This window comes from Pseudoxanthomonas sp. LjRoot127 (assembly GCF_964253495.1).
Lineage (GTDB): Bacteria > Pseudomonadota > Gammaproteobacteria > Xanthomonadales > Xanthomonadaceae > Pseudoxanthomonas_A.
This window is the reverse complement of sequence record NZ_CAXUQR020000001.1, coordinates 3702621-3725259: the sequence shown is the minus strand read 5'-3', so window position 1 is coordinate 3725259 and position 22639 is coordinate 3702621. Positions and strand designations below refer to the sequence as shown.

Annotated in this window: 21 protein-coding genes; 12 read left to right on the top strand and 9 right to left on the bottom strand. The window is 65.5% G+C overall.

Annotated elements, in window-relative coordinates; translation table 11 throughout:
- Nucleotides 1-3: 3 nt before the first annotated feature.
- Together ACSQ19_RS17610 and ACSQ19_RS17605 are read left to right on the top strand one after the other, a co-directional pair.
- Complete coding sequence (locus ACSQ19_RS17610; protein ID WP_435998817.1) at nt 4-3090, top strand: efflux RND transporter permease subunit; 3087 nt, start codon at nt 4-6, stop codon at nt 3088-3090.
- Nucleotides 3091-3942: 852 nt separating this feature from the next.
- Nucleotides 3943-4089 (top strand): hypothetical protein, encoded by a 147-nt coding sequence (locus tag ACSQ19_RS17605; protein ID WP_299346929.1) that lies wholly within the window; start codon nt 3943-3945, stop codon nt 4087-4089.
- Nucleotides 4090-4476: 387 nt separating this feature from the next.
- Here the strand turns inward: ACSQ19_RS17605 and ACSQ19_RS17600 are convergent, their stop codons facing one another.
- The 8 genes from ACSQ19_RS17600 to ykgO all read right to left on the bottom strand — a co-directional run bounded on the left by ACSQ19_RS17600 (nt 4477) and on the right by ykgO (nt 11244).
- Nucleotides 4477-5709, bottom strand: a complete 1233-nt coding sequence (locus ACSQ19_RS17600; protein WP_435998815.1) for a TraB/GumN family protein — start codon at nt 5707-5709, stop codon at nt 4477-4479.
- A 4-nt stretch (nt 5710-5713) separates the two neighbouring features.
- Nucleotides 5714-6244: an N-acetyltransferase family protein gene (locus ACSQ19_RS17595; protein ID WP_435998813.1), complete on the bottom strand. Its 531-nt coding sequence runs from the start codon at nt 6242-6244 to the stop codon at nt 5714-5716.
- A 9-nt stretch (nt 6245-6253) separates the two neighbouring features.
- Nucleotides 6254-7138: a carbon-nitrogen hydrolase gene (locus ACSQ19_RS17590; RefSeq protein WP_435998811.1), complete on the bottom strand. Its 885-nt coding sequence runs from the start codon at nt 7136-7138 to the stop codon at nt 6254-6256.
- Between the two features lie 84 nt (nt 7139-7222).
- On the bottom strand, nt 7223-8530 hold the full coding sequence (locus tag ACSQ19_RS17585; protein WP_435998809.1) for an NTP/NDP exchange transporter: 1308 nt from the start codon (nt 8528-8530) through the stop codon (nt 7223-7225).
- Between the two features lie 4 nt (nt 8531-8534).
- Nucleotides 8535-9500 carry an aldo/keto reductase gene (locus ACSQ19_RS17580; protein ID WP_435998807.1) on the bottom strand — a complete coding sequence of 322 codons (966 nt, stop codon included), beginning with the start codon at nt 9498-9500 and terminating at the stop codon, nt 8535-8537.
- A 125-nt stretch (nt 9501-9625) separates the two neighbouring features.
- Nucleotides 9626-10657, bottom strand: a complete 1032-nt coding sequence (locus ACSQ19_RS17575; protein ID WP_435998805.1) for an agmatine deiminase family protein — start codon at nt 10655-10657, stop codon at nt 9626-9628.
- A gap of 26 nt (nt 10658-10683) precedes the next feature.
- Nucleotides 10684-11010 carry a hypothetical protein gene (locus ACSQ19_RS17570; RefSeq protein WP_296282347.1) on the bottom strand — a complete coding sequence of 109 codons (327 nt, stop codon included), beginning with the start codon at nt 11008-11010 and terminating at the stop codon, nt 10684-10686.
- Between the two features lie 108 nt (nt 11011-11118).
- Nucleotides 11119-11244, bottom strand: a complete 126-nt coding sequence (gene ykgO / locus ACSQ19_RS17565; protein WP_010342887.1) for a type B 50S ribosomal protein L36 — start codon at nt 11242-11244, stop codon at nt 11119-11121.
- Between the two features lie 162 nt (nt 11245-11406).
- Between ykgO and cmk the strand changes: the two genes are divergently transcribed.
- The 10 genes from cmk (at nt 11407) to ACSQ19_RS17515 (ending at nt 21343) form a co-directional block, all read left to right on the top strand.
- Nucleotides 11407-12084 carry a (d)CMP kinase gene (gene cmk / locus ACSQ19_RS17560; protein ID WP_435998797.1) on the top strand — a complete coding sequence of 226 codons (678 nt, stop codon included), beginning with the start codon at nt 11407-11409 and terminating at the stop codon, nt 12082-12084.
- A gap of 152 nt (nt 12085-12236) precedes the next feature.
- The gene (rpsA, locus tag ACSQ19_RS17555; protein WP_192267958.1) at nt 12237-13928 is read left to right on the top strand and encodes a 30S ribosomal protein S1; all 1692 of its coding nucleotides are present in this window, start codon (nt 12237-12239) and stop codon (nt 13926-13928) included.
- A 97-nt stretch (nt 13929-14025) separates the two neighbouring features.
- Complete coding sequence (locus tag ACSQ19_RS17550) at nt 14026-14331, top strand: integration host factor subunit beta (RefSeq protein ID WP_296282341.1); 306 nt, start codon at nt 14026-14028, stop codon at nt 14329-14331.
- Nucleotides 14332-14402: 71 nt separating this feature from the next.
- Nucleotides 14403-14690: a lipopolysaccharide assembly protein LapA domain-containing protein gene (locus tag ACSQ19_RS17545; RefSeq protein WP_435998794.1), complete on the top strand. Its 288-nt coding sequence runs from the start codon at nt 14403-14405 to the stop codon at nt 14688-14690.
- Between the two features lie 4 nt (nt 14691-14694).
- Nucleotides 14695-15873: a lipopolysaccharide assembly protein LapB gene (gene lapB, locus ACSQ19_RS17540; protein ID WP_296282339.1), complete on the top strand. Its 1179-nt coding sequence runs from the start codon at nt 14695-14697 to the stop codon at nt 15871-15873.
- Entirely contained in the window at nt 15873-16844 is a 972-nt protein-coding gene (locus tag ACSQ19_RS17535) for a lipopolysaccharide biosynthesis protein (RefSeq protein ID WP_435998791.1), read from the top strand. Before lapB ends, ACSQ19_RS17535 begins: the two co-directional genes overlap by 1 nt.
- A gap of 18 nt (nt 16845-16862) precedes the next feature.
- Nucleotides 16863-18776, top strand: a complete 1914-nt coding sequence (locus ACSQ19_RS17530) for a polysaccharide biosynthesis protein (RefSeq protein ID WP_296282336.1) — start codon at nt 16863-16865, stop codon at nt 18774-18776.
- Nucleotides 18773-19675 carry a UTP--glucose-1-phosphate uridylyltransferase GalU gene (gene galU, locus ACSQ19_RS17525; protein WP_296282334.1) on the top strand — a complete coding sequence of 301 codons (903 nt, stop codon included), beginning with the start codon at nt 18773-18775 and terminating at the stop codon, nt 19673-19675. The genes ACSQ19_RS17530 and galU overlap by 4 nt, the downstream gene beginning before the upstream one ends.
- Nucleotides 19676-19706: 31 nt before the next feature.
- On the top strand, nt 19707-21002 hold the full coding sequence (locus ACSQ19_RS17520) for an NAD(P)/FAD-dependent oxidoreductase (protein WP_435998788.1): 1296 nt from the start codon (nt 19707-19709) through the stop codon (nt 21000-21002).
- Nucleotides 20999-21343, top strand: coding sequence for a tRNA-binding protein (locus tag ACSQ19_RS17515; protein WP_435998786.1), 345 nt, complete (start codon nt 20999-21001; stop codon nt 21341-21343). Before ACSQ19_RS17520 ends, ACSQ19_RS17515 begins: the two co-directional genes overlap by 4 nt.
- A gap of 66 nt (nt 21344-21409) precedes the next feature.
- On the opposite strand, the gene ACSQ19_RS17510 is transcribed toward ACSQ19_RS17515, so the two are convergent.
- The gene (locus tag ACSQ19_RS17510; protein ID WP_435998784.1) at nt 21410-22615 is read right to left on the bottom strand and encodes an acetyl-CoA C-acyltransferase; all 1206 of its coding nucleotides are present in this window, start codon (nt 22613-22615) and stop codon (nt 21410-21412) included.
- Nucleotides 22616-22639 lie beyond the last annotated feature (24 nt).

Below are 22639 nucleotides of genomic sequence, written 5' to 3'. Positions count from 1 at the left end.
CGGATGAACATCACCGAGCTGTCCATCCGCCGTCCCGTCACCACCATCATGCTGTTCGTGTCGATGGTGGTGATCGGCCTTATCGCCTCGTTCCGTTTGCCGCTGGAGGCCGAACCGGAAGCCACCATTCCGTTCTTCTTCGTTTCGTTGCCATATCCCGGATCGACCCCGGAAGAGGTCGAGCGCAATCTGCTGCGCCCCGTGGAGGAAGCCATTGCCACGATGCCGGGCATCAAGACGATGAACTCACGCGCCAATGCTGAAGGCGGCCAGATCCAGGTCGAATTCAGTGATTGGGATAGGGACATCGCGATGGCCGCCTCCGAGGCGCGCGAACGCATCGATGCGGTGCGGGACGAGTTGCCGGATGATTTCCGCCGCTATTACGTGCAGCGCTGGAGCACCAGCGACCAGGAGGCGATCAGCCTTCGCCTCAGTAGCCAGGAAGACCTGACGGCCCGCGCCGACATGCTGGAGCGCAGCATCAAGCAGCATCTGGAGCGGTTGCCGGGCGTGGCGCGCGTCGAGGTCGAGGGCGTGGCAAGGCAGGAAGTGCTGGTCGCGCTGGACAAGGACCGCATCAGTGCTCACGGGGTCGCGCTCAACGAGCTGGTCAGCAAGTTGCAAGCGGCCAACTTCTCCGTTTCCGCCGGTCAGATCACCGAAGATGGCCGCCGCCTGCGCGTGCAGCCGCGCGGCGAACTGCTCGAACTGCAGGCGTTGCGTGACCTGCCTATCGATGGCCGCGGAACGCGCCTGTCCGATATCGCCGATGTCAGCCTGCAACCTCAGCGCATGAGCTACGTGCGCAAGATGGAAGGCAAGCCCAGCGTGGGTGTGGACATCTACAAGGAACGTTCGGCGAACCTCGTGGACCTGTCGAGGACGGTGGGCAAGGAGGTGGAGGCGCTGCGTCAGGACCCGGCGATGCACGGGGTCGACATCGAGGTCGCCTGGGATTCCGGCAAGGCGGTGACCAGTTCGCTGCTGGCGCTGGCGGAAGCGGGGGCGATCGGCCTGGTACTGTCGGTGATCGTGCTGTACGCCTTCCTGCGCCACTGGCCGTCGACGCTGATGGTGTCCATGGCCATCCCGATCTGCTTCATCATGACCCTGGGCTTCATGTACTTCACCGGCATCAGCCTGAACATCATCTCGATGATGGGCCTGCTGCTTGCGGTCGGCATGCTGGTCGACAACGCCGTCGTGGTGGTCGAGAGCATCTACCAGGAGCGTGAGAAGTTCCCAAACCAGCCCGAGGTCGCTTCGATCATCGGCACCCGCCACGTGGCCATCGCGCTGTCGGCGGGCACCCTGTGCCACTGCGTGGTGTTCCTGCCAATGATGTTCGGCGAGAAGAACATCATCACGATCTACCTGTCGCAGCTGGCGGTCACCATCTCGGTATCGCTCCTTGCCTCGTGGCTGGTGGCGGTGAGCCTGATCCCGATGCTGTCGGCACGGATGAAGACGCCGCCTGCCGTGAAGTCGCCGCTGATCAGCCGCCTGCAGGACCGCTATGCGCGCGTCCTGCGCTGGACGCTGGTGAACCGCGGCTGGAGTGTCGCGGGCATCCTGCTGATCTCGGCGATCAGTGTGTTCCCGATGATGAACACCACCGGCGGTGGCGATGAGAACGATCCGGACGAGATCAACATCTTCTACCAGTGGAAGGGATCCTACTCGAAGGAGGAGATGGGCAAGGAAGTTCAGCGCGTCGAAGATTTCGTCAACGCCAATCGCAAGGCGTTCCACATCAAGCGGGTGTACAGCCGCTATTCCGAGCAGGGCTGGGCGCAGACGCGGCTCTACCTGGACATCGATGACCGCGAGGTCAGCAAGAAGATCGAAGAGGAAGTCCGAAAGGGTCTTCCGCAATCGGCACGGGCCAAGCTCGGCATCGGCTGGCCGGGCGGCATGGGCAGCGAAGGCCAGGGTATACGCTTCAGCCTGATCGGCGACTCCAGCCAAACCCTGCAAGAGCTGGCCGAGGACATCATGCCGATCCTCGCGCGCGATCCGAAGCTGCGCGACGTGCGTGTGGATGTCGGCGACGCCAACTCCGAACTGGCGGTGCAGGTGAATCGCGAGCGTGCGGCCTCCTACGGCTTCAGCGCACAACAGGTGGCGCAGTTCGTCGGCATGGCATTGCGCGGCTCTTCGCTGCGCGATTTCCACCGCGACGACGTGGAAATCCCGGTCAATGTGCGTTTCGCCGGATCGGATCACTACGGCATCGAGGACCTGTCCTCGTTCATGGTGCGCAGCGCCTCGGGTCAGGAAGTCCCCCTGCTGGCGATGGTCGACGTCAACGTGACCCCTGCTGCCACGTCCATCCAGCGCCTGAACCGGCAGACCATGTTGCGGATCGAGGCGGGGCTGGCCAAGGACGTCTCGATGGAGGACGCGCGCAAGTCCGTGGAAGCCACGCTGGACGGCATGGAGTTCCCGCCGGGGTATGGCTACACGTTCAATGGCGCCGGCTTCAACATCAACTTCGACGGCATGGACCAGATGGTGACCGCCATCATGATCGCGCTGGTGTTGATGCTGGTGATCATGGCGGCGGTGTTCGAGTCGCTGCTGTTCCCGGTCGCCATCATGTCCTGCGTGCTGTTCTCGATCTTCGGCGTGTACTGGCTGTTCTGGTTGACGGGAACGGAGATGAACATCATGGCAGTGATCGGCATCCTGGTGCTGATGGGCGTGGTGGTGAACAACGGCATCGTGATGATCGAGCACATCAACAACCTCCGGCGACGCGGTGTGGCGCGGACGGATGCGCTGGTAGAGGGCAGCCGCGAACGCCTGCGCCCGATCATGATGACCATGGGCACCGCGATCCTGGCGATGATTCCGATCGCGCTGAACACGCAGACGGCCGACGGCATGCCACCTTACCACCCGATGGCGCGCGCCATCGCCGGTGGCCTGGCGTTCTCCACCGTGGTCAGCCTGCTGTTCCTGCCGACCATCTACGCACTTCTGGATGACCTGCGGAGCGCGACAGCCCGTTCGATCAAGCGCGCCCGCGACCGCGGAGGCGTGCCGCCTGCGGTGGCAAGCGACCCCCTTCTGCACGAAGACTGACGCTGATTGCATAAGAGAGGCCGGGCAAAGCCGGGCTTCTCTCTTTTGGCTCGGACTGCGGAGTAGGACTCGGTCGTCCAACTTGCCCAGCATCCGCGGCCGCCGATTGCCGTGCCCAGCTGATCGCAAAGAAGTTCAGTGGCACGCGCAGCACGCGATTCCACCAACCACGCATCGTTCGCACTCCGTTGCGCAACGTCATGAAGCCAGGTCACGTGGGTTTGCTAAGCGTCGCTTGCACGAAGGCCCTTACCGCACCGAGACAGGCGCCGGATGCAGGCGAGTGAGCGGACTCGAAATGAGCGGGAAGCAGATGCCGAGGACGCAAGCACCGCCAATCGCGCCGAGTACGCCGGTAGTCAGCGCCGATTGTGACAGCCGGTTGAGGCCGGCATCGTTTCAGCGGGGGGCGTCATTCTCTTCCCTCAAGTGAAGGGTCAGGCAGGGAAGACGGTCCGCACAGAACAGCGCGAGCATGCGGTAGATCGCCGTGGTGCTGGTTCGGTTGCTGGTGGCGATTTGGCGTAGCGCAGATGCCATGTAGTAGTCGCGCTTGGCGATGAAGGCCTGGCAACACAGCGGACTTCGGTCGCGGATTCGCTGAAGCTGGAATCCATCATGTCGCTCTGAGGCCAAGCCCATTCGCCGATGGCGCCAGTGATCGCGAGAGGTTTAGCGTTCTCGAGGATGGTCAAGCAAGCGTAAGAGGGTAGGTGGCGGATCGATCGCCATGCCGCCCAAATGCAGTGGCTTCGAGCGAGCGGCATATGGCTTGATTCACTCGTGGAGCATCATTAGAGTGCTAGGGCCGCTGATTGTGGTGGCGGTCGCCAAGAACGAAAAGGACATCGAATGCGTAAGATCAAGACCCGTTATGTGGCTTTTGTCGCGGTACTGCTGTGCGTGATGAGCGGTACGGCGGTGGCAGAGGAACGCAGTGAAATACTCGAAAAGATCTGCGACGCGGCACCTGCGTTTTGTGAGTTGTGGGGACTGTAAGAGTCCTTGTTGATTGGCGCATGGAGTCCTGATCCGGCTTCATGCGTCTTTGGTTGGAACACTCATGCCATTGGGTGTGCCTGGCGCGAAACGATCCATGTTGCACGCGACACGTGCCCCACCGCGGGATTCGGCGTGGACACGTAGGTCGCGGTCTGACACGCGTATTGACTGTCTCATTCCCGAGCGAGGACCAGAAATTCTCTCGCTCTCAAGCTTATTACGCGCCCTGACGGCCACAACGAGCCAGCGGACGATTGCATCCTGTTGATCGCATGATGCGGATCTGCCGGGGGATGTGTTTCGCGGCGAAGATGGCGGGACCGCGCGTCGGATGATGCGCAAGAGTCGGGCATTGCCCCCCCTTTTTTCTGCCTGAGGCTGCGATCAGCCGACCAGCTTGCCCAGCATCCGGAGTCCCCCCGTCCACACGCCGATGGCCGTCCCGAGGCTGGTCAGGAAAAAGTTCAGCAGCACGCGGGCCACGCGGTTCTTCCACCAGCCGCGCATCGTCTGCACATCGTCGCGCAACGCCATGAAGTCCGCGTACGTCGGCTTGCGCAGCGTGGCTTCCACGAAGGCGCTGACCGTGCCCGAGGCGAGCGCCGGATGCAGCGGGGTCAGGGGAGAGGAAATGAACGCGGCGAGGATGCTCAGCGGATGACCGCCCGCGATCGCGCAGCCGATGGCACCCAGCACGCCGGTGGCCAGCACCCATTGCAGCAGCAGGTCGGAGCCGACGTCGACGCCGCCCTGCCAGAAACCCCAGGCGAAGCCGCCCACGAGGAATACGCCGATCATCACTTCCATCCACGGGAAGCGCGACTTGGCCTTCACGATCTCCAGCGATCGGCGGGTCTCGGCGGGATCCGCAGTGTCCTCCTGCAGATGCCGGGTCAGGCCGGGCAGGTGGCCCGCACCGACCACCGCGAGCACGCGGTAGGGTGACGGGGTGCCGGCCGGCTTGCTGGTCGCCACCTGGCGCAGGGCGGCCGCCATGTACTGATCGCGCTCGGCGATGATGGCCTGGTAAAGCTGCGGGCTTTCCGCTGCGAATTCGCCGAAGCTGGACTCCATCATGTCGCCCTGCTTGAGCTTCTCGATTTCGTCGTCGCCGACTTCCTCGTCGCCGAACATGCTGGCCAGGATGCCGGCACCTACCTTGGTCCGCTGCCACCAGCCCAGGGACTGCAGGGCGCGCTTGAAGGTCAGTCCGACCTCGCGGTCGATCAGATGCACCGGCAGTCCGAGCGCCTGCGCATCCAGCGCGCCGGCCTTCAGTTCTTCTCCGGGCTCGACGTCCAACTGCTCGGCGAGGCGCCGCTGGTAGGCGGCCAGCGCCAGGTTGGCGGCGAACAGGTGTGTCTTGCCTTCGCGGATCACCTTGACCAGGTCCAGCCTGGCGAGCGTATCCGGATCGGTGAGCGACTGCAGGCGGCCCGGATCCAGTTCCACGGCCACGCTGTCGTACTCGCCGCTGGCGACGGCCGCGCGCACGGCGTCTACGCTGGCACGCGAGACGTGGGCGGTACCCAGCAGGGTGTAGTGCACGCCGTCGCGTTCGACGATCTCGTGGGGCTGGCCGTGCAGCGGGGCGACGGCGGCAAGGGGTTCGGTCATCGTGTCATTCGTCTTGCGGAGGCGTGGCGGTGCCATCGCCGAGGGTGCGTTGCATCTGCACGGTGTCCAGCCAGCGGTCGTGTTTCCAGGCGATGCCTCGGAACACACCCACCAGGACGAAGCCGAATTTCTCGTGCAAACGGATGGACGCGGTATTGGTGGGTTCGCCGATCACCGCGATCATCTGGCGATAACCGCGTGCCTCGCAGGCGTGGATCAGTGCCCGCATCAGTGCAGCGCCGATGCCCTGGCCCTGTCGGCCGGGGACCACGTAGACCGAGTTCTCGACGGTCTTGCGATAGCCCGTGCGGGCGCGATAGCTGCTGGCGTAGGCGTAACCGACGAACTCTCCGTCCAGCTCGGCCACCAGGTACGGATAGCCGGCGTCGAGCACGCTCCGCATTCGGCGCGCCATTTCATCGGCGTCGGGCACGTCGTACTCGTAGGTATTGACGTGATGGCGGACTTCTTCCGCATACAGGGCGGTGATGGCCGGCACGTCGGCCGGCGTGGCGTCACGGACGATCAGCGGCACGTGCTGCCCTCAGTCGATATAGCGCTTGAGCAGGTCGCCGTACGCATCGATGCGGCGGTCGCGCAGGAACGGCCAGATGCGGCGCACGTGTTCGCTGCGCTGCAGGTCGACCTCGGCCATGAGGACGGTCGCGTCGGCCCCCGCTTCCGCAATGAACTCGCCCTGCGGACCGAGCACGTGGCTGTTACCCCAGAACTGGATGCCGGACGCACCCATGGGAGAAGGCTCATGGCCGACGCGGTTGCAGCTCAGCACCGGAAGGCCGTTGGCGACGGCATGGCCGCGGTGGCTCAACACCCATGCGTCGCGCTGGCGATCCTTCTCCGCCTGCTCGTCGTCCGGGTCCCAACCGATCGCGGTGGGATACAGCAACAGGTCGGCGCCGGCCAGCGCCATCAGGCGCGCGGCTTCCGGATACCACTGGTCCCAGCACACCAGCACGCCGAGGCGGCCGACCGACGTGTCGATCGGCGTGAAACCCATATCGCCCGGCGTGAAGTAGAACTTCTCGTAGAAACCCGGATCGTCCGGGATGTGCATCTTGCGGTACTTGCCGGCGATGCTGCCGTCCTTTTCGTAAACGACGGCGGTGTTGTGGTACAGACCGGCGGCGCGGCGTTCGAACAGCGAAGACACCAGCACCACGCCGTGCTGCTTCGCCAGTGCGCCGAGGCGCTCGGTGCTCGGGCCGGGAATCGGCTCGGCCAGGTCGAATTCGTGGACCGATTCGTGCTGGCAGAAGTACGCACCGTTATGCAGTTCCTGCAGCAGGACCAGCCGCGCACCACGCCGGGCTGCCTCGGCGACGCGCGCCTCGATCACCGCCAAGTTGGCGTCGGCATCGCCGTGGTTCTTTTCCTGGATCAGGGCAACGGGCAGGGTGGTGCGGCTCATCGTGAGGACAGGGCGGATGCGGGGGAGGCCGCATGGTAACGCGTCCACCGTGACGGCAGGCGTCCCGGGCGTGAACGCGCGCGCTCAGGGGGTGCCGCCCGCCGCTTCCCGTTGCTTCTGCCGACGGCCAAGCGCCACGCCGGTGATCGCCCATGCCATGGCAACACCCGCACCGATGAACATCGCGGCGGCCGGATGGTCGGCCAGTACGTCCAGCGCGCGCTTCACCCAGCCGCTCAGCGCATCGCCGCCGCGGTAGACGACGGTGTCGATGAAGTTCTTCGCCTTGTATTTCTGCTCGGCGGGCACGACGGTATAGAGCATCTCGCGTCCGGGACGCACGAAGGCATATTCGCCCGCGCGCCGCACCACCATAACCACCACGAAGACCGCGAACACCGGTGCCAGCGCCAGCCACAGGAAACCCGCCGCGACTACCACGGGCACGGCCACCAGCAGCACACCGACCCCCAGCTTCTGCGCAACACGCCCGGTGATGAACAACTGGCTGAGAATGGCCAGCGTCTGCACGACGGTGTCGATCAGGCCGAAGACCTGGGTCTGCTCCTCCTTGTCGGTGAAACGCTCGGCGACCAGTTTGGCCTGTTCGAAATAGAGGAACGTGGTCACGGTCGCCAGCAACAGCACGAACAGTGCAATGCCCGCCAGGTAGGGCGAGCGGAACACCGCGGTCGCGCCGGCGAAGGGATTTCCACCGAGCGGCTGGCGCCGGTGTTCCGCCGAACTGATGCCTGCGGGCAACGGGTGGCGATCGCGCCAGCGGTGCAGCCAGGTCGCAGTGGCGGCGCTGGCGCCGATCAGCAGCGCAGACAGCAGCATCAGGCCGCCGTGTCCCAGCGGCTTCACCAGCAGCGTGGTCATCAGCGGACCCACCAAGCCGCCCAGGCTCGCGCCGGTGGCGATCAGGGCGAACAGGCGCTTGGCTTCGTGGCTTTCCATCACGTCGGCCAGCACGCTCCACGCCAGCGAGATCATCAGCAGGTTGATGACCGACACCCAGATGTAGAAGGTGCGCGCCAGCCAGACGTCCTCCGGCTGCGCCAGCATCGCCGCGCCATAGCCGAGCAGGCTGGCCACGACCATGCCGAATACCCACGGCACGATGCGCCGGCGGGAAACCTTCGATGCGATCCACCCGTACAACGGAAGTACCGCGAGGGTGGCGACGAAGGTGCCGGTGAACAGCCACTGCAGGTTGTCGACGCCGCCCGCGACGCCCATCGTTTCGCGGATCGGCCGCAGCATGAAGTAGCCGGCGAACAGCAGGAAGAACATCGCCAGCCCCGCGCCGACCACGGGTGCTTCGTGGTCGCGGACGTTGAAGACGCGGGCAAGCCAGGCGGAGATGCCTTGCGCGGGAGGCGAAGGCATGCGCTCAGGCCACGGCAGCGATCAGGGCGTCGCGCTGGGCCGCGGTCAGGTCGGGACCCATGCCTGCCCTCAGGTTGTCGGTTTGCCGGTCCGGTTTGCCGGTGGCGGGAATGACGGCCGTCACGGCAGGGTGGCTGAGCGCGAACTTCAGGAACGCCTGTGCCCACGAGCCGATGCCTGCGTCGACCAGGGCCGCGGGGACGGACTTGTCCTTCACCTGCGCAAACAGCTTTCCGTCCTCGAACGCGCGGTTGATGAGGACGGCGACGCCCAAGTCCTGCGCCAGCGGCAGCACGCGCGTCTCCGCACCGCGGCTGATGACCGAGTAGTTGATCTGGAGGAAGTCCGGCTTCTCCGCCTGCACGACGTTGGCAAGCTCGTCCTGCGCGCGCTCGACGTAATGGGTGACGCCCACGTACTTCACCTTGCCCTGCGCCTTCAACTCGCGCGCCACGGCCATCTGCGTCTTCAGGTCGCCCAGGTTGTGGACCTGCAGCAGCGCGACCTTGTCGGTCTTCAGGCGACGCAGCGTGTCCTGGAACTGCGCGATACCCGCCGCGCGCCCGCTCACGCCGGACAATTTGGTGGCCAGCCAGGCCCTGCCGGTCAGGTTCTGCTCCGCCAGCAGCGCCCCCATTACGTCCTCGGCGACGCTGTAGGTGGGCGCGGTATCGATCAGGGTGGCGCCGGCGGCGAAGAACCGCTTCAGTACCTCGCGCAGCGGGTCCAGTTCCGCGGCGCTCTGGCCCACTTCAAAGCTGCCGGAGGTGCCCATGCCGATGACGGGGATGCGCTCGCCGGTCGACGGGATGGCACGGGTGTTCAGGGGTGCTGGTGCGGTCGGCGTCGTGGCCGATGCCGGCTTGGCCCCGCTCACGCCGCCGGCCTGTGCCGTATCGCGGCAGGCGGCCAGGCCCATGCCTGCCGTGGCCAGCGCGGTGCTTGTCAGGAACTTGCGTCGTGAATACACGGCCGTCTCCTCGCTCAAGGGGAAACGGTGGTTATCCGGGATCGTGTGAGGCGAGATGTAAACGAAGCGTTCAATCTGCGCCCAACTGATGTCACGGTGCCACGAACCGTGGCGCCTTCGCTCAGTCAGCCGATCAGTCCTGAAGGCAACTGCATGGTGATGCAGTGCAGGCTGCCGTTCTGCCAGATCAGCGCGCGGCACGGCACCTGCACGATCTCACGGTCCGGATACGCCTGCGCCAGGACTTCGGCGGCGATATCGTCGGCGGGGTCGCCGTAGGCCGGCATCAACACCGCGCCATTGATGATCAGATAGTTCGCGTACGACGCCGCCAGGCGACGCCCACCGTCGATCACGGGCTGTGCCCAAGGAAGCGGGAACGTGCGATAGGCATGGCCATCCGCCGTGCGCAGCGCGGCGATGTCGGTGGCCATGGCCTGCAGCTCGGCGAAATGCACGTCGCCGGCATCGTCGCACGCCTGGTAGACGATGGCATCGCCCGGTGCGAAGCGGGCGAGGGTATCGATGTGGGCGTCGGTGTCATCGCCCTCCAGATAGCCATGGTCCAGCCATAGCACGCGGTCCTGTCGCAACCAGCCCGTCAACTTGGCGGTCAGCTCATCCCGAGACGCGGCAGGGTGGCGTTCGTGCAGGCATTGCCAAGTGGTGAGCAGGGTGCCTGCGCCATCCGTTTCGATAGCGCCACCTTCCAAAGCAAAATCAATACTTTGGACGAAATAGTTGTGAAACAGCTGCATGCCGGACAACTCGCCGACCAGGCGATCGTCGCGACGGGCTTCGTACTTCCCGCCCCAGCCGGTGAAGCGGAAGTCGAGCAGCTTGAAACGGCCCCCGTCCCGCAGCGTGATGGGGCCGGAATCGCGCAGCCAGGTATCGTCGTACTCGGCCGGCACGAAGCGCACGTTCGCCATCTCCACGCGCGCGGAACGCAGCCGGGCCTCGGCATAGGTCTGCAGGTCGTCGTCTGCGACGCAGATCAGCACGGGCTGGAAACGGGTGACGGCGGCCACCAGGGCGACGTAGGTTTCCTCCACGTCGGCGAGGCGATCGGCCCAGTCGGTCTCGGCATGCGGCCAAGCGATCAGGATCGCGGACTGGGGCTCCCACTCCGCAGGAAAGCGATAGGCATCGGTCATCGGGTTGCAGGGCGCGCGGGCACCGGTCAGCGGATGGGAGGCTTGGGGCCGACTTCTTCGGCGGACGCCTTGTTGAGCACCACGTCGATGACGCGGCTCTTCTCGAAGTAAACGGTGAAACCTGGATAGACCCAGCGATGGATCACAGGCCACTGGCGCTTCTGTCCGCCCCGGGGTTCCAGCTTCTGCTGGGGCGTGCCGAAGCGGGCTTCGACGTCGGCGGCCGACTGCCCCCGCACGGGCGCGGCGGCAGGTTGTTCCTGGGCGCGTTCGATCAGCAGTGTATCGGCGGACACCGGGCCTGCGAGGCCGAGCATGGCGATCAACGGAAGTGCTAGGGCGCGACGGCTCATGGTGGAACTCCCCTGGATGATCTGCCTTTTATAACAAAAGGCAGGTAACAAAAAACCGCCCGAAGGCGGCTTTCCGTGCATTGCCGGCCGGAGCCGGCAGCGCCGTTCTCAGCGCTGACGCGCCTTGAAACGGGGGTTGGACTTGCAGATCACGAAGACCTTGCCGCGGCGGCGGACCACCTTGCAGTCGCGGTGACGGGCCTTCGCCGACTTCAGGGAGGACAGGACCTTCATGAGTTGAAACCTCGGCGTAAAAGAATATGGGGTAAAGCGAAGCCCGCTATTCTAGCGGCAATTCCGCTGGCTTATCAAGCGGTTGCGGAGGGTGCCGGCGCGCCGAGCGTTCCGGGGCGTTCCAGGGGGCGCCATAATGAGCGGAAACCGCCTGGAGTTCCCATGTCCGATACCGCTCCCGTCCTCACCATCGATGGTCCCTCCGGGGCCGGCAAGGGTACCGTGAGCCGGCTCGCCGCGGCCCGGCTTGGCTGGCACTATCTCGATTCGGGCGCGCTGTATCGCGCCGTCGGCGTGGCGGCCAGTTGGGCGGACCTCGATATTTCGGATCCGGCGGCCCTGGTCAGGTGCGCCTTCGATACCCGGGTGAGCTTCCGGGAGTCGGAGCAGGGATTGAGGGTGATCGTCGACGATCTGGATGCCACCGACGAGCTTCGTCTTGAAACCACGGGCGCCCTCGCGTCCGCCATCGCCGCCATTCCCGAGGTCCGCTCGGCCCTGAAGGAGCGGCAGCGGGCGTTCCGGCAGATGCCGGGGCTGGTCGCCGATGGCCGGGACATGGGAACGGTGATCTTCCCGGATGCTCCCTACAAGGTCTTCCTGACGGCCAGTGCCGACGAACGGGCGGAAAGGCGGTATAAGCAGTTGAAAGACAAAGGGGTTTCCGTCACAATCGACGGTCTGCTTCGCGAGATCCTCGCCCGCGACGCCCGTGACGCCCAGCGCACGGTGGCGCCCCTGAGGCCGGCCGACGACGCCGTCCTCATCGACACCACCGGCCTCGGCATCGACGCGGTCGTCGAGCGCGTGCTGGCCCTGGTGCCTGCACGCACAGGTTAGGTCCCGCGCTGCAGAAGGCTCGCGCCGCATCCGTGGCGCGTTTTTCCAACCACAACACTCACGGCCATACGCAATCCCGCGCCGGCCGACAACGGGTGGACCTTGTGCACGTCCGTGCGCAGGTCTGTTTTATCAACCGAGTATTTTTTCCAATGACCGAATCATTTGCCGAACTGTTTGAACAGAGCCAGACCCAACTGGCCAAGCTGAAGCCGGGCGCCATCGTCACCGGCGTCGTCGTGGAAGTCCGCAACGACGTCGTGGTGATCAACGCCGGCCTGAAGTCCGAAGGCATCGTGCCGATCGAACAGTTCCGGAACGACGCCGGCGAAATCGACGTGGGCGTGGGCGACGAAGTGAAGGTGGCCCTCGACTCGATCGAGAACGGTTTCGGCGAAACCGTCCTCTCGCGCGAGAAGGCCAAGCGCGCCATGGTGTGGGACGAGCTGGAGCAGGCGCTGGAGAAGAACGAAACCATCACCGGCCGCATCAGCGGCAAGGTCAAGGGTGGTTTCACCGTCGACATCAAGGACGTCCGTGCGTTCCTGCCGGGCTCGCTGGTCGACGTGCGCCCCGTGCGCGACCCGGGCTACCTGGAAGGCAAGGAGCTGGAGTTCAAGCTCATCAAGCTGGATCGCAAGCGCAACAATGTGGTCGTCTCCCGCCGTGCGGTGGTCGAGAGCGAGCATTCGGAAGAGCGCGAGCAGCTGATGGACAAGCTGCAGGAAGGCGTGGTGCTGAAGGGTGTGGTCAAGAACCTCACCGACTACGGCGCGTTCGTCGACCTGGGTGGCATCGATGGCCTGCTGCACATCACCGACATGGCATGGAAGCGCGTGCGTCATCCGTCCGAAGTCGTGGAAGTCGGCCAGGAGCTGGACGTCCGCGTGCTGAAGTATGACCGTGAGCGCAATCGCGTCTCGCTGGGCCTGAAGCAGCTGGGCGAGGATCCGTGGGACAACATCGCGCGTCGTTACCCGGCCAACAGCCGCGTGTTCGGCAAGGTCTCCAACGTCACCGATTACGGCGCGTTCGTCGAGATCGAGCCGGGCGTCGAAGGCCTGGTGCACGTGTCCGAGATGGATTGGACCAACAAGAACGTCAACCCGTCCAAGGTCGTGCAGGTCGGCGACGAAGTCGAGGTGATGGTGCTGGACGTGGACGAAGAGCGTCGTCGCATCTCGCTGGGCATGAAGCAGGTCGCTGCCAACCCGTGGGAGACCTTCGCGGCCACCCACAAGAAGAACGACAAGGTGTCCGGCCAGATCAAGTCGATCACCGACTTCGGCATCTTCATCGGCCTGGACGGCGGCATCGACGGCCTGATCCACCTGTCGGACATCAGCTGGAACACTACCGGCGAAGACATCGTGCGCAACTTCAAGAAGGGCGACACGCTGGAAGCCGTGGTGCTGGCCGTGGACCCGGAGCGCGAGCGCATCAGCCTGGGCGTGAAGCAGCTGGAGCAGGATCCGTTCGGCCAGTACATGGCGGCGCATCCGAAGGGCTCGAAGGTCGAAGGTACAGTGAAGGAAGTGGACGCCAAGGGCGCCACGGTCGAGCTGGCCGACGGCATCGAAGGCTACGTGATGGCGCGCGACATCAGCTACGACCGCGTGGACGACGCCAGCCAGCACCTGAAGGTCGGCGACAAGGTCGAAGCCAAGTTCATCGGCATGGACCGCAAGGGCCGCACGCTGCAGCTGTCGATCAAGGCGAAGGACGAAGCCGAGACGGCCGAAGCACTGGCCGAGTACAACAAGTCGGCCGCCGAAGCCTCCACCGGTACCACCAGCCTGGGCGCGCTGCTGCGTGCACAGCTGGACGGTGGCAAGTCCGAGTAAGCGGCTCGCGCCGTTGCACGACCCTCAGCAGTAACGTTCCCCGCCGGCCCGGAAATCCCGGGCCGGCGCGGGCACATCCGCCCGAATTCCGCACGCGATGACCAAATCCGAACTCATCGAGATCCTCAGCCGACGCCAGCCGCACCTCAAGGCCGAGGATGTGGATCTGGCCGTCAAGGCACTGCTGGAGATGATGGGTGGCGCCCTGTCGCAGGGCGACCGCATCGAGATCCGCGGCTTCGGAAGCTTCTCGCTGCACTATCGTCCGCCGCGCATGGGCCGCAACCCCAAGACGGGCGAATCGGTCGCGCTGCCGGCCAAGCACGTTCCCCACTTCAAGCCGGGCAAGGAGCTGCGCGAACGCGTCAGCGACGTCACCCCGATCGAAGAGGCGGGGGAGTAGCACGTCGCCGGGCACGTGTCGTGGCCTGCCGACTCCGTTAAGCTAGGCGCCGTCCTGCAAGGAGTCGCCTGATGAATATGTTCCGCCTGGTCGTCGCTCTGTTGTTCCTGGCCTACGGACTCATCATCGGTGTGCTCAATACGCAGCCGATCACGCTGAAACTCCTGTTCACAGAATTCCAGACGTCGTCCGGCGTGGGCATCATGCTGTCCCTCCTGCTCGGCGTCGTGGTGGGCGGGCTCATCGTGCTGGCCACCCTGGTATGGCCGCTGTACGCGAAGCTCAGGAAGGCGACCCGCGCCCAGCCCCCCGTGACGAATGCAGCGGGAACGTCGTTGCCCCCGGATGGCGGTGCCTGAGCCCATGGCGTTCCTCACCGAATGGTTCTGGTTCTTCCTCTTCCTGCCGCTGGCCGCGCTCAGCGGCTGGATCATCGGTCGACGCGGTGGCCAGCGGCATGGCGACACCCAGGTCAGCCGCCTGTCCAGCACCTATTTCCGTGGCCTCAATTACCTGCTCAACGAACAGCCCGACAAGGCGATCGAGCTGTTCCTGCACATCGCTGAGCTGGACAAGGAAACGTTCGAGACCCAGGTCGCATTGGGGCACCTGTTCCGCAGGCGGGGCGAAGTCGATCGCGCCATCCGCCTTCACCAGGGACTCGTACAGCGTGCCGACCTGAGTGATGCGCAGCGCGTCCAGGCGTTGCTGGCCCTGGGTGAGGACTACATGCGGTCCGGCCTGCTGGATCGTGCTGAAACCGTCTTCACCGACCTGGCCCGGATCGACCAGCGCGCGCCGCAGGCGCTCAAGCACCTGATCGGCATCTACCAGGCAGAACGCGACTGGGAGAAGGCGATCGACAACGCGCGCCGCTACGAGGAAGTCACTGCGGAACCGATGGGAAAGCTGATCGCCCAGTTCGAGTGCGAACTCGCCGAGCGGCATCGCACGGCGAACAACATCGACGATGCCCGGGCCGCGGTCGCCCGCGCGTACCAGGCCGATGCGGGCAGCGTGCGTGCCGGCATCATCGAAGGGCGTATCGAAACCGATGCAGGCAATGCCGAAGCCGCCATCCGCGCGTTCGAGCGTGCCGCCCGCCATGATGCCGATTACCTGCCGGAGGTCCTGCCCAGCCTGCTGGAAAGTTACGACCAGGTAGGCGACCTGTCCGGCGCGCGCGCTTTCCTCTCGGAGATGTGCGAGCACTACCGTGGCATCGCGCCGGTCCTCGCATTGACGAAGCTCGTCGAACGCCAGGAGGGGGTCGCCGCCGCGCGCGCCTACCTGGCGCGCCAGCTGAAGGATCGGCCGTCGGTCCGCGGCGAGGCGTCGCTGATCGACCTGACGCTGGCCGAGGGCGCAGACCCCGCGGCCACGTTGCACGACCTGAAGCACATCACCGATCAGTTGCTGGTACGCAATCCGAGCTATCGCTGCACGCGCTGCGGGTTCGGCGCCCGCACCCACCACTGGCAATGCCCCAGCTGCAAGGAATGGGGCACGGTCAAGCCCTTGTTGAATTACGCGGTGGTCTGATGCGGGACCTGTTCGTCTGGCTGGCCTTGCCCGCGCTGGGTGCGGCCGTCGCCACGTGGTGGGCGCGCCGTTATGCGCTGCGTGGCAACCTGATGGACCAGCCGGGAGAGCGTCGCAGCCATGCGGTGGCCACGCCTCGCGGGGGTGGCATCGCGATCGTGCTGGTCGTGTTCGCCGCGGGTGTCTACTTGGCCTGGCAGTCGGCGTCCCTGAGCGCGTTGTGGATCGGCTTCCTGCCGGGGTTGCTGATCGTGGCCGGTATCGGGTGGTGGGACGACCATCGTCCGCTGTCGCCCTGGTTGCGCCTGGCGGTTCAGGCGATTGCGGCCGCGATGCTCGCGGTTGGCGTGGCGTGGCAGTCCGGCCATTGGCTTCCTGCGGTGATCGTGTTCGGGTCGGCGATGGCGCTGGTCAACGTCTGGAACTTCATGGACGGCATCAATGGCCTGGCGACGAGTCAGGCCGCCATTGCCGCTGTGGCGTACGCCGGCCTGTTGGCGGGGGAATGGCGGTGGCTGGCGCTGGCCCTGCTCGCGGGCTGTCTGGGCTTCCTGCCTTTCAACTTCCCCCGCGCCCGCATTTTTCTGGGGGATGTGGGCAGCGGTGCGCTGGGGTACGCATTGGCCGGGCTGGCCGCGGCGGCGCTCATCGCGTTGCCCCCTGTGAACGCCCCCCTCCTGCTACTGCCGCTGTGTGCCTTTCTCGTCGACGCAGGCTTCACGCTGATGGGGCGCATGCTGCGCGGCGAGCGGTGGTGGACACCGCATGTCGGGCACCTGTATCAACAGGCGGCGCGGCGATATGGACATACGGCTGTCACCACGGTTTACATGGTGTTCGGTGGAGTTAGCTTATTGTTAAGCTATGCGCTGTCAGGGTCGGTCACTTCGGCGCCTGTCCTCGCCTTCATCATGCTGTACGCGCTGGGCGGGGCACTTTGGTTTTCATTGCGCCGGGGATGGCGCGATTAGTATCAGGAGAGGGAACTGATGGAATCCTGGCGGGACCGACTGAGCGGCTTCATGCCGCGCGCCCTCGTGGCGGCACATGACCTGGCCATGGTGTGGCTGTGCTGGCAGGTCCTGCATCGATTCCGTTACGCCATGTTGGCGCACGCCCCCGACTTCCCCCTGTGGTCCAACGAAATCGCGGTCGTCCTGCTGGCCCAGGGTGCTGTTTTCTGGTGGATGGGGCTGTACCGGGGCCTGTGGCGTTTTGCCAGCCTGCCGGACCTCTGGAACATCGTGAAGGCGTGCGCGCTGGGATTCCTGGGCGTGGTGCTGGGCCTGTTCTTCTACAACCGTTTCGGCTCCACGCCGCGCGCCGTGCTGGGCTTCTATCCTTTTGCCCTCGTGGGATTCCTCGGTCTGCCCCGCCTTGCTTATCGCGCCTGGAAGGACAGCCAGGTCCAGCGCAGCAACGAGAGCGCCTCGCGCGTCCTGGTCCTGGGTGCGGGGCGGGCCGGCGAGGCGCTGGTCCGCGAACTCCGCCGGACCGGTGTCTACCACCCGGTGGCGTTCCTGGATGATGCAGCGCGGCTCCATGGCTCCAAATTGCTCGGCATCCCGGTACTGGGTGGCCTGGAGAATGCAGCGGCGGTCGCGCGGGAAACGGCGGCGCGGATGCTGGTGATCGCCATGCCGTCCCTGGATGCACCGTCCATGCAGCGCGTCGTCGCGATCTGCGAGAGCACCGGTTTGCCGTTCCGCATGGTGCCCCGTCTGGTGAATGTCCTGGAAGGCCAGTCCATGCCGGGTGACCTCAAGGAAGTGGCGATCGAGGACCTGCTGGGCCGCAAGTCCGTCACGCCCGACTGGAAGCTGATCCGGGGCTGGCTGGGGGGACGGACGGTCATGGTGACCGGCGCCGGTGGCTCCATCGGTTCGGAGCTATGCCGCCAGTGCGCCCGACACGGTGCCCAGCGGATTGCGCTGGTCGAGATCGACGAACTCGCGCTTATCACCATCCAGGGCGATCTGCGGCGCGCTTTTCCCGATCTCGAAGTGTTGCCGGTGCTCGGCAACTGCGGAGATCCTGCGGTCATCGCGCACGCCTTGCGCGTGGCGGAACCCGATGCGGTCTTCCATGCCGCAGCCTACAAGCAAGTGCCCTTGCTGGAAGGGCATCTGCGGGAAGCCATCGGCAACAATGTGCTGGCGACGGAAACCGTGGCGCGCGCCTGCCGCGAGGCAGGAGTGGGCACCTTCGTGCTGATCTCGACTGACAAGGCGGTGGATCCGGTCAACGTGCTCGGCGCCACCAAGCGGCTGGCCGAGATGGCCTGCCAGGCGCTGGATGATGCGCGTTCCACCACGCGCTACGTCACCGTCCGCTTCGGCAACGTGCTGGATTCCGCCGGCAGCGTGGTGCCCCTGTTCCGCGAGCAGATCCGCAAGGGCGGGCCGGTCACCGTGACCGATCCCGACGTCACGCGCTATTTCATGACGATCCCGGAGGCCTGCCAGCTGATCCTGCAGGCGGCGTCGGGTGCGGCGCATGCATCCATCTATACCCTGGACATGGGCGATCCGGTGCCGATTCGCCTGCTGGCCGAACAGATGATCCGACTGGCGGGCAAGCAGCCTGGACGGGATATCGCCATCGTCTACACCGGCCTGCGTCCGGGCGAGAAGCTGCACGAGACGCTGTTCCACGCGGATGAGCGCTACCAGCCCACCTCCCACTCGAAGATCATGAAGGCACTGGCGCGCGACGTGTCGCCTGAATTCCTCGATCTGGCGATACAGCGCCTGCGCGCCGCGCATGCACGCTACGACACCGCCGAGCTGGGTGAAGTGCTGCGCGTGGCCGTGCCCGAGTTCGCCCCGCTGTCAAACGAACAGGACGAAGCGTCGGCTAATATCGTGGTCTTCCCAGGCCGCGACGCGCGCAGGACCCGATGACCCGAGCCCGAATCCGAAAGGCCGTGTTCCCCGTGGCGGGGCTCGGCACCCGCTTCCTGCCCGCCACCAAGACCGTGCCCAAGGAAATGCTGCCGATCATCGATCGGCCGTTGATCCAGTACGCCGTGGACGAAGCGATCGAGGCCGGGTGCGACACGCTGGTCTTCGTCACGAACCGTTACAAGCATGCGGTCGCCGATTACTTCGACAAGGCCTACGAACTCGAGCAGAAGCTGGAGCGCGCAGGCAAGGCCGAGCAACTGGAGCTGGTGCGCAACGTGCTGCCCCCGCACGTCCGCGCCGTCTTCGTCACGCAGGCCGAAGCGCTGGGACTGGGGCATGCGGTGTTGTGTGCCAAGCCCATCATCGGCGACGAGCCTTTCGCCGTGCTGTTGCCGGACGATCTGATCTGGAATCGCGGCCCGGGCGCGCTCAAGCAGATGGCCGATGCCGCGGAGGCGAGCGGAAGCAGCGTCATCGCGGTGCAGGACGTGCCGCGGGAGCAGACCGGCAGCTATGGCATCGTGGCGACCGACGCCTTCTCGGGACGGGAGGGGCGCATCAGCGCCATTGTCGAGAAGCCCAAGCCCGATGTCGCGCCCAGTACGCTGGCCGTCGTGGGCCGGTATGTGCTCGATGCGCGCATCTTCTCCCTGCTGGAGAGCACGACGCCCGGCGCGGGTGGCGAAATACAGCTGACCGACGCCATCGCCGCGCTGCTGGCCGAGAAGCCGGTCCATGCGTACCGCTTCCAGGGCACGCGATTCGATTGCGGTACGCACATTGGCCTTATCGAAGCCACCATCCGTTATGCGCTCGACCACGAAAAGCTCAGCGACGCGGCGCGTGACACCATGCAGCGCGCATTGAACGAGCTCGGCGTTCGGGATCTGGGCTGACCGTACTCAAGGGCGTCGGGAGACGGGCAAGGTGCTTTCGGCCGGCAATTACTACGCGGCGACCGCGGGCTCGCCCCCGCCGTTGCCGACGTTGGGTTCGCGCACCGAGGCCTCGGTCTGCGTGATCGGGGCCGGCTTCGCAGGACTCAACACGGCCCTGGGCCTTGCCGAGCGCGGCACGGAGAATGTCGTGTTGCTGGAAGCGGACACCCCGGCCTTTGGCGCGTCCGGGCGCAACGGCGGCTTTGTGTTCGCAGGCTTTTCCCGTGGCGAAGCCTCACTGGTGCGTGACCTGGGCCAGGCACGCGCGAAAGCGCTCTACGCCGGCACCACCGGGGCGGTGGAGCTGATTCGCAGACGCATGGTGCGCCACGGGATCGAATGCGACGACACGCAGGCCGGCATCATCTGGGCGAACTGGTTCCGCGACCAGAATGTACTGAAGCAGCGTCAGGCATTGCTGGCGCAGGCGTTCGGACGTGACTGGCAATGGCGGGATCGTGACCAGGTACGCCGCGACCTTTTGACGGATCGGTACCACGATGCCCTGTTCGAACCGCAGGCGTTCCACTTCCATCCGTTGAAGTACGCGAACGGGCTCGTACGGGTGGCGACGGCGCAAGGCGTCTCGATCTTCGCCCGGTCGCCCGCGACATCGCTTGAGCGCGCCGGTGAGGGTTGGCGCATCACCACGCCGTCGGGCAGCGTCGAGGCCCGGCATGTCGTGCTGGCATGCGGTGGTTATCTCGCGGGCCTGCATCGTCGGGTCGATGCCGGCGTGCTGCCGATCGCCACGTACGTGATGGTCACCACGCCGTTGGGCGCGCGCATGGACGAAGCGATGCGCACTCGCGCCGCGGTCTACGACACCCGTTTCGCATTCGACTACTACCGGCCGTTGCCGGACTCGCGCCTGTTGTGGGGAGGCCGCATCTCGGTCCTGGACCGTTCGCCCCACGCGGTGAAACGCCTGCTGTACCGCGACATGCTCAAGGTGTTCCCACAGCTCGATGGCGTCGAGGTCGACTACGCGTGGTCGGGGCTGATGAGCTACGCCCGTCACGAGATGCCGCAGATCGGTCAGGTGGAACCCGGTCTGTGGGTCGCGCAGGCCTTCGGGGGGCATGGTGTGGCGCCCACCACGCTCGCAGGCGAGCTTATTGCCGCTGCCATCGCGGAAGGCGACGAGCGCTGGCGCTCGTTCTCCGGCTACGGACTCGTGTCGGCCATGAAGCCCACCGGCTTCCTGGGAGCCCAGCTGAGTTACTGGTGGGCGGAGGCGAAGGACGCCTGGAAGGCCCGCCGTGAAAAGGGGACAAAGGCATGAGTGCGCCGGAAGACGTCATCGGCTGGGATGACTTCATGCGTGTGCACCTGTGCGCGGGAACCGTGCTGCGGGTCGAGCCGTTTCCCGAAGCGCGCAAACCCGCGTGGAAGGTATGGGTCGACTTCGGCCCCCACGGTGTGAAGAAGACCAGCGCGCAGATCAGGGGTCTGTATGCGCCAGAATACCTCGCGGGACGACAGATCGTCGGTGTCATCAATTTCCCGCCCAAGCAGATCGGGCCGTTCTGCTCGGAATTCCTGTTGACGGGATTCCCGACCGACGAGGGTGTGGTGGTGACGACGATCGAGCGCCCGGTGCCGGATGGAACCCGAATGGCGTGAGCGTGCTTCACGGCAATGAAATGGCGCCTTGCGGCGCCATTTCCATTTCTGCCTTGAAGACGCGGCTTACAGCGATTCGAAGATCCCTGCTGCACCCATGCCCGTACCGATGCACATGGTGACCATGCCGTACTTCTTCTGGTGGCGACGCATGCCGTGCACGATCGTTGCGGTGCGGATGGCGCCGGTGGCACCCAGCGGGTGGCCCAGAGCGATCGCGCCGCCGAGCGGGTTGATCTTCGAGGCATCCAGTTCGCTGTCACGGATCACGGCCAGTGCCTGCGCGGCAAAGGCTTCGTTGAGTTCGATCCAGTCCAACTGGTCCTTCGTCAGGCCTGCCTGCTTCAGGGCTTTCGGAATCGCCGCAATCGGGCCGATGCCCATCACTTCCGGGCGCACGCCGGCGACCGAGAAGCTGACGAAGCGTGCCAGCGGAGTCAGACCGTAATCCTTGATCGCCTGCTCGGAGGCGAGCAGCACGCCGGCTGCACCGTCGCTCATCTGCGACGACGTGCCCGCGGTGACGGTGCCGCCGAACTGCGGGTTGCGGAACACGGTACGCAGCTTCGCCAGGCCCTCCTGCGACGTATCGGCGCGCGGGCCCTCGTCCTGTTCGACCAGCAGCTTCTTCAGGCGCACCGTGTTGCCGGCGAGGTCTGGCTGGCGCGAGATCACTTCATAGGCGCTGATCTCGTCCCGGAACTCGCCCGCGGCCTGCGCTGCCAGGGCCTTCTGGTGCGAAGCCACGGCAAACGCATCCTGGTCTTCGCGCGAGATCTTCCACTCTTCCGCCACTTTCTCGGCGGTGATGCCCATGCCGTAGGCGATGGCCACGTGGTCGTTGTCGAACACGCTGGGCGCCATGGCGATCTTGTTGCCCATCATCGGCACCATGCTCATGCTCTCGGTACCGCCGGCGAGCATCAGGTCGGCGTTGCCGAGCCGGATCTGGTCCGCCGCCATCGCCACGGCCTGCAGGCCGGACGAGCAGAAGCGGTTGATGGTCTGCGCAGCGATCGTGTTCGGCAGGCCGGCCAACAGCAGGCCGATGCGCGCCACGTTCATGCCTTGCTCGGCCTCCGGCATCGCGCAGCCGATGATCGCGTCGTCGATGCGATTGACGTCGATGCCCGGGGCCTGCGCCACGACCGACTTCAGCACGTGCGCCAGCATGTCGTCCGGGCGGGTGTTGCGGAACACGCCCTTGGGCGCCTTGCCGACCGGCGTGCGGGTGGCGGCGACGATATAGGCTTCTTGTACTTGCTTGCTCATGTCTCGGTGTCCTGTGTCGTCGTC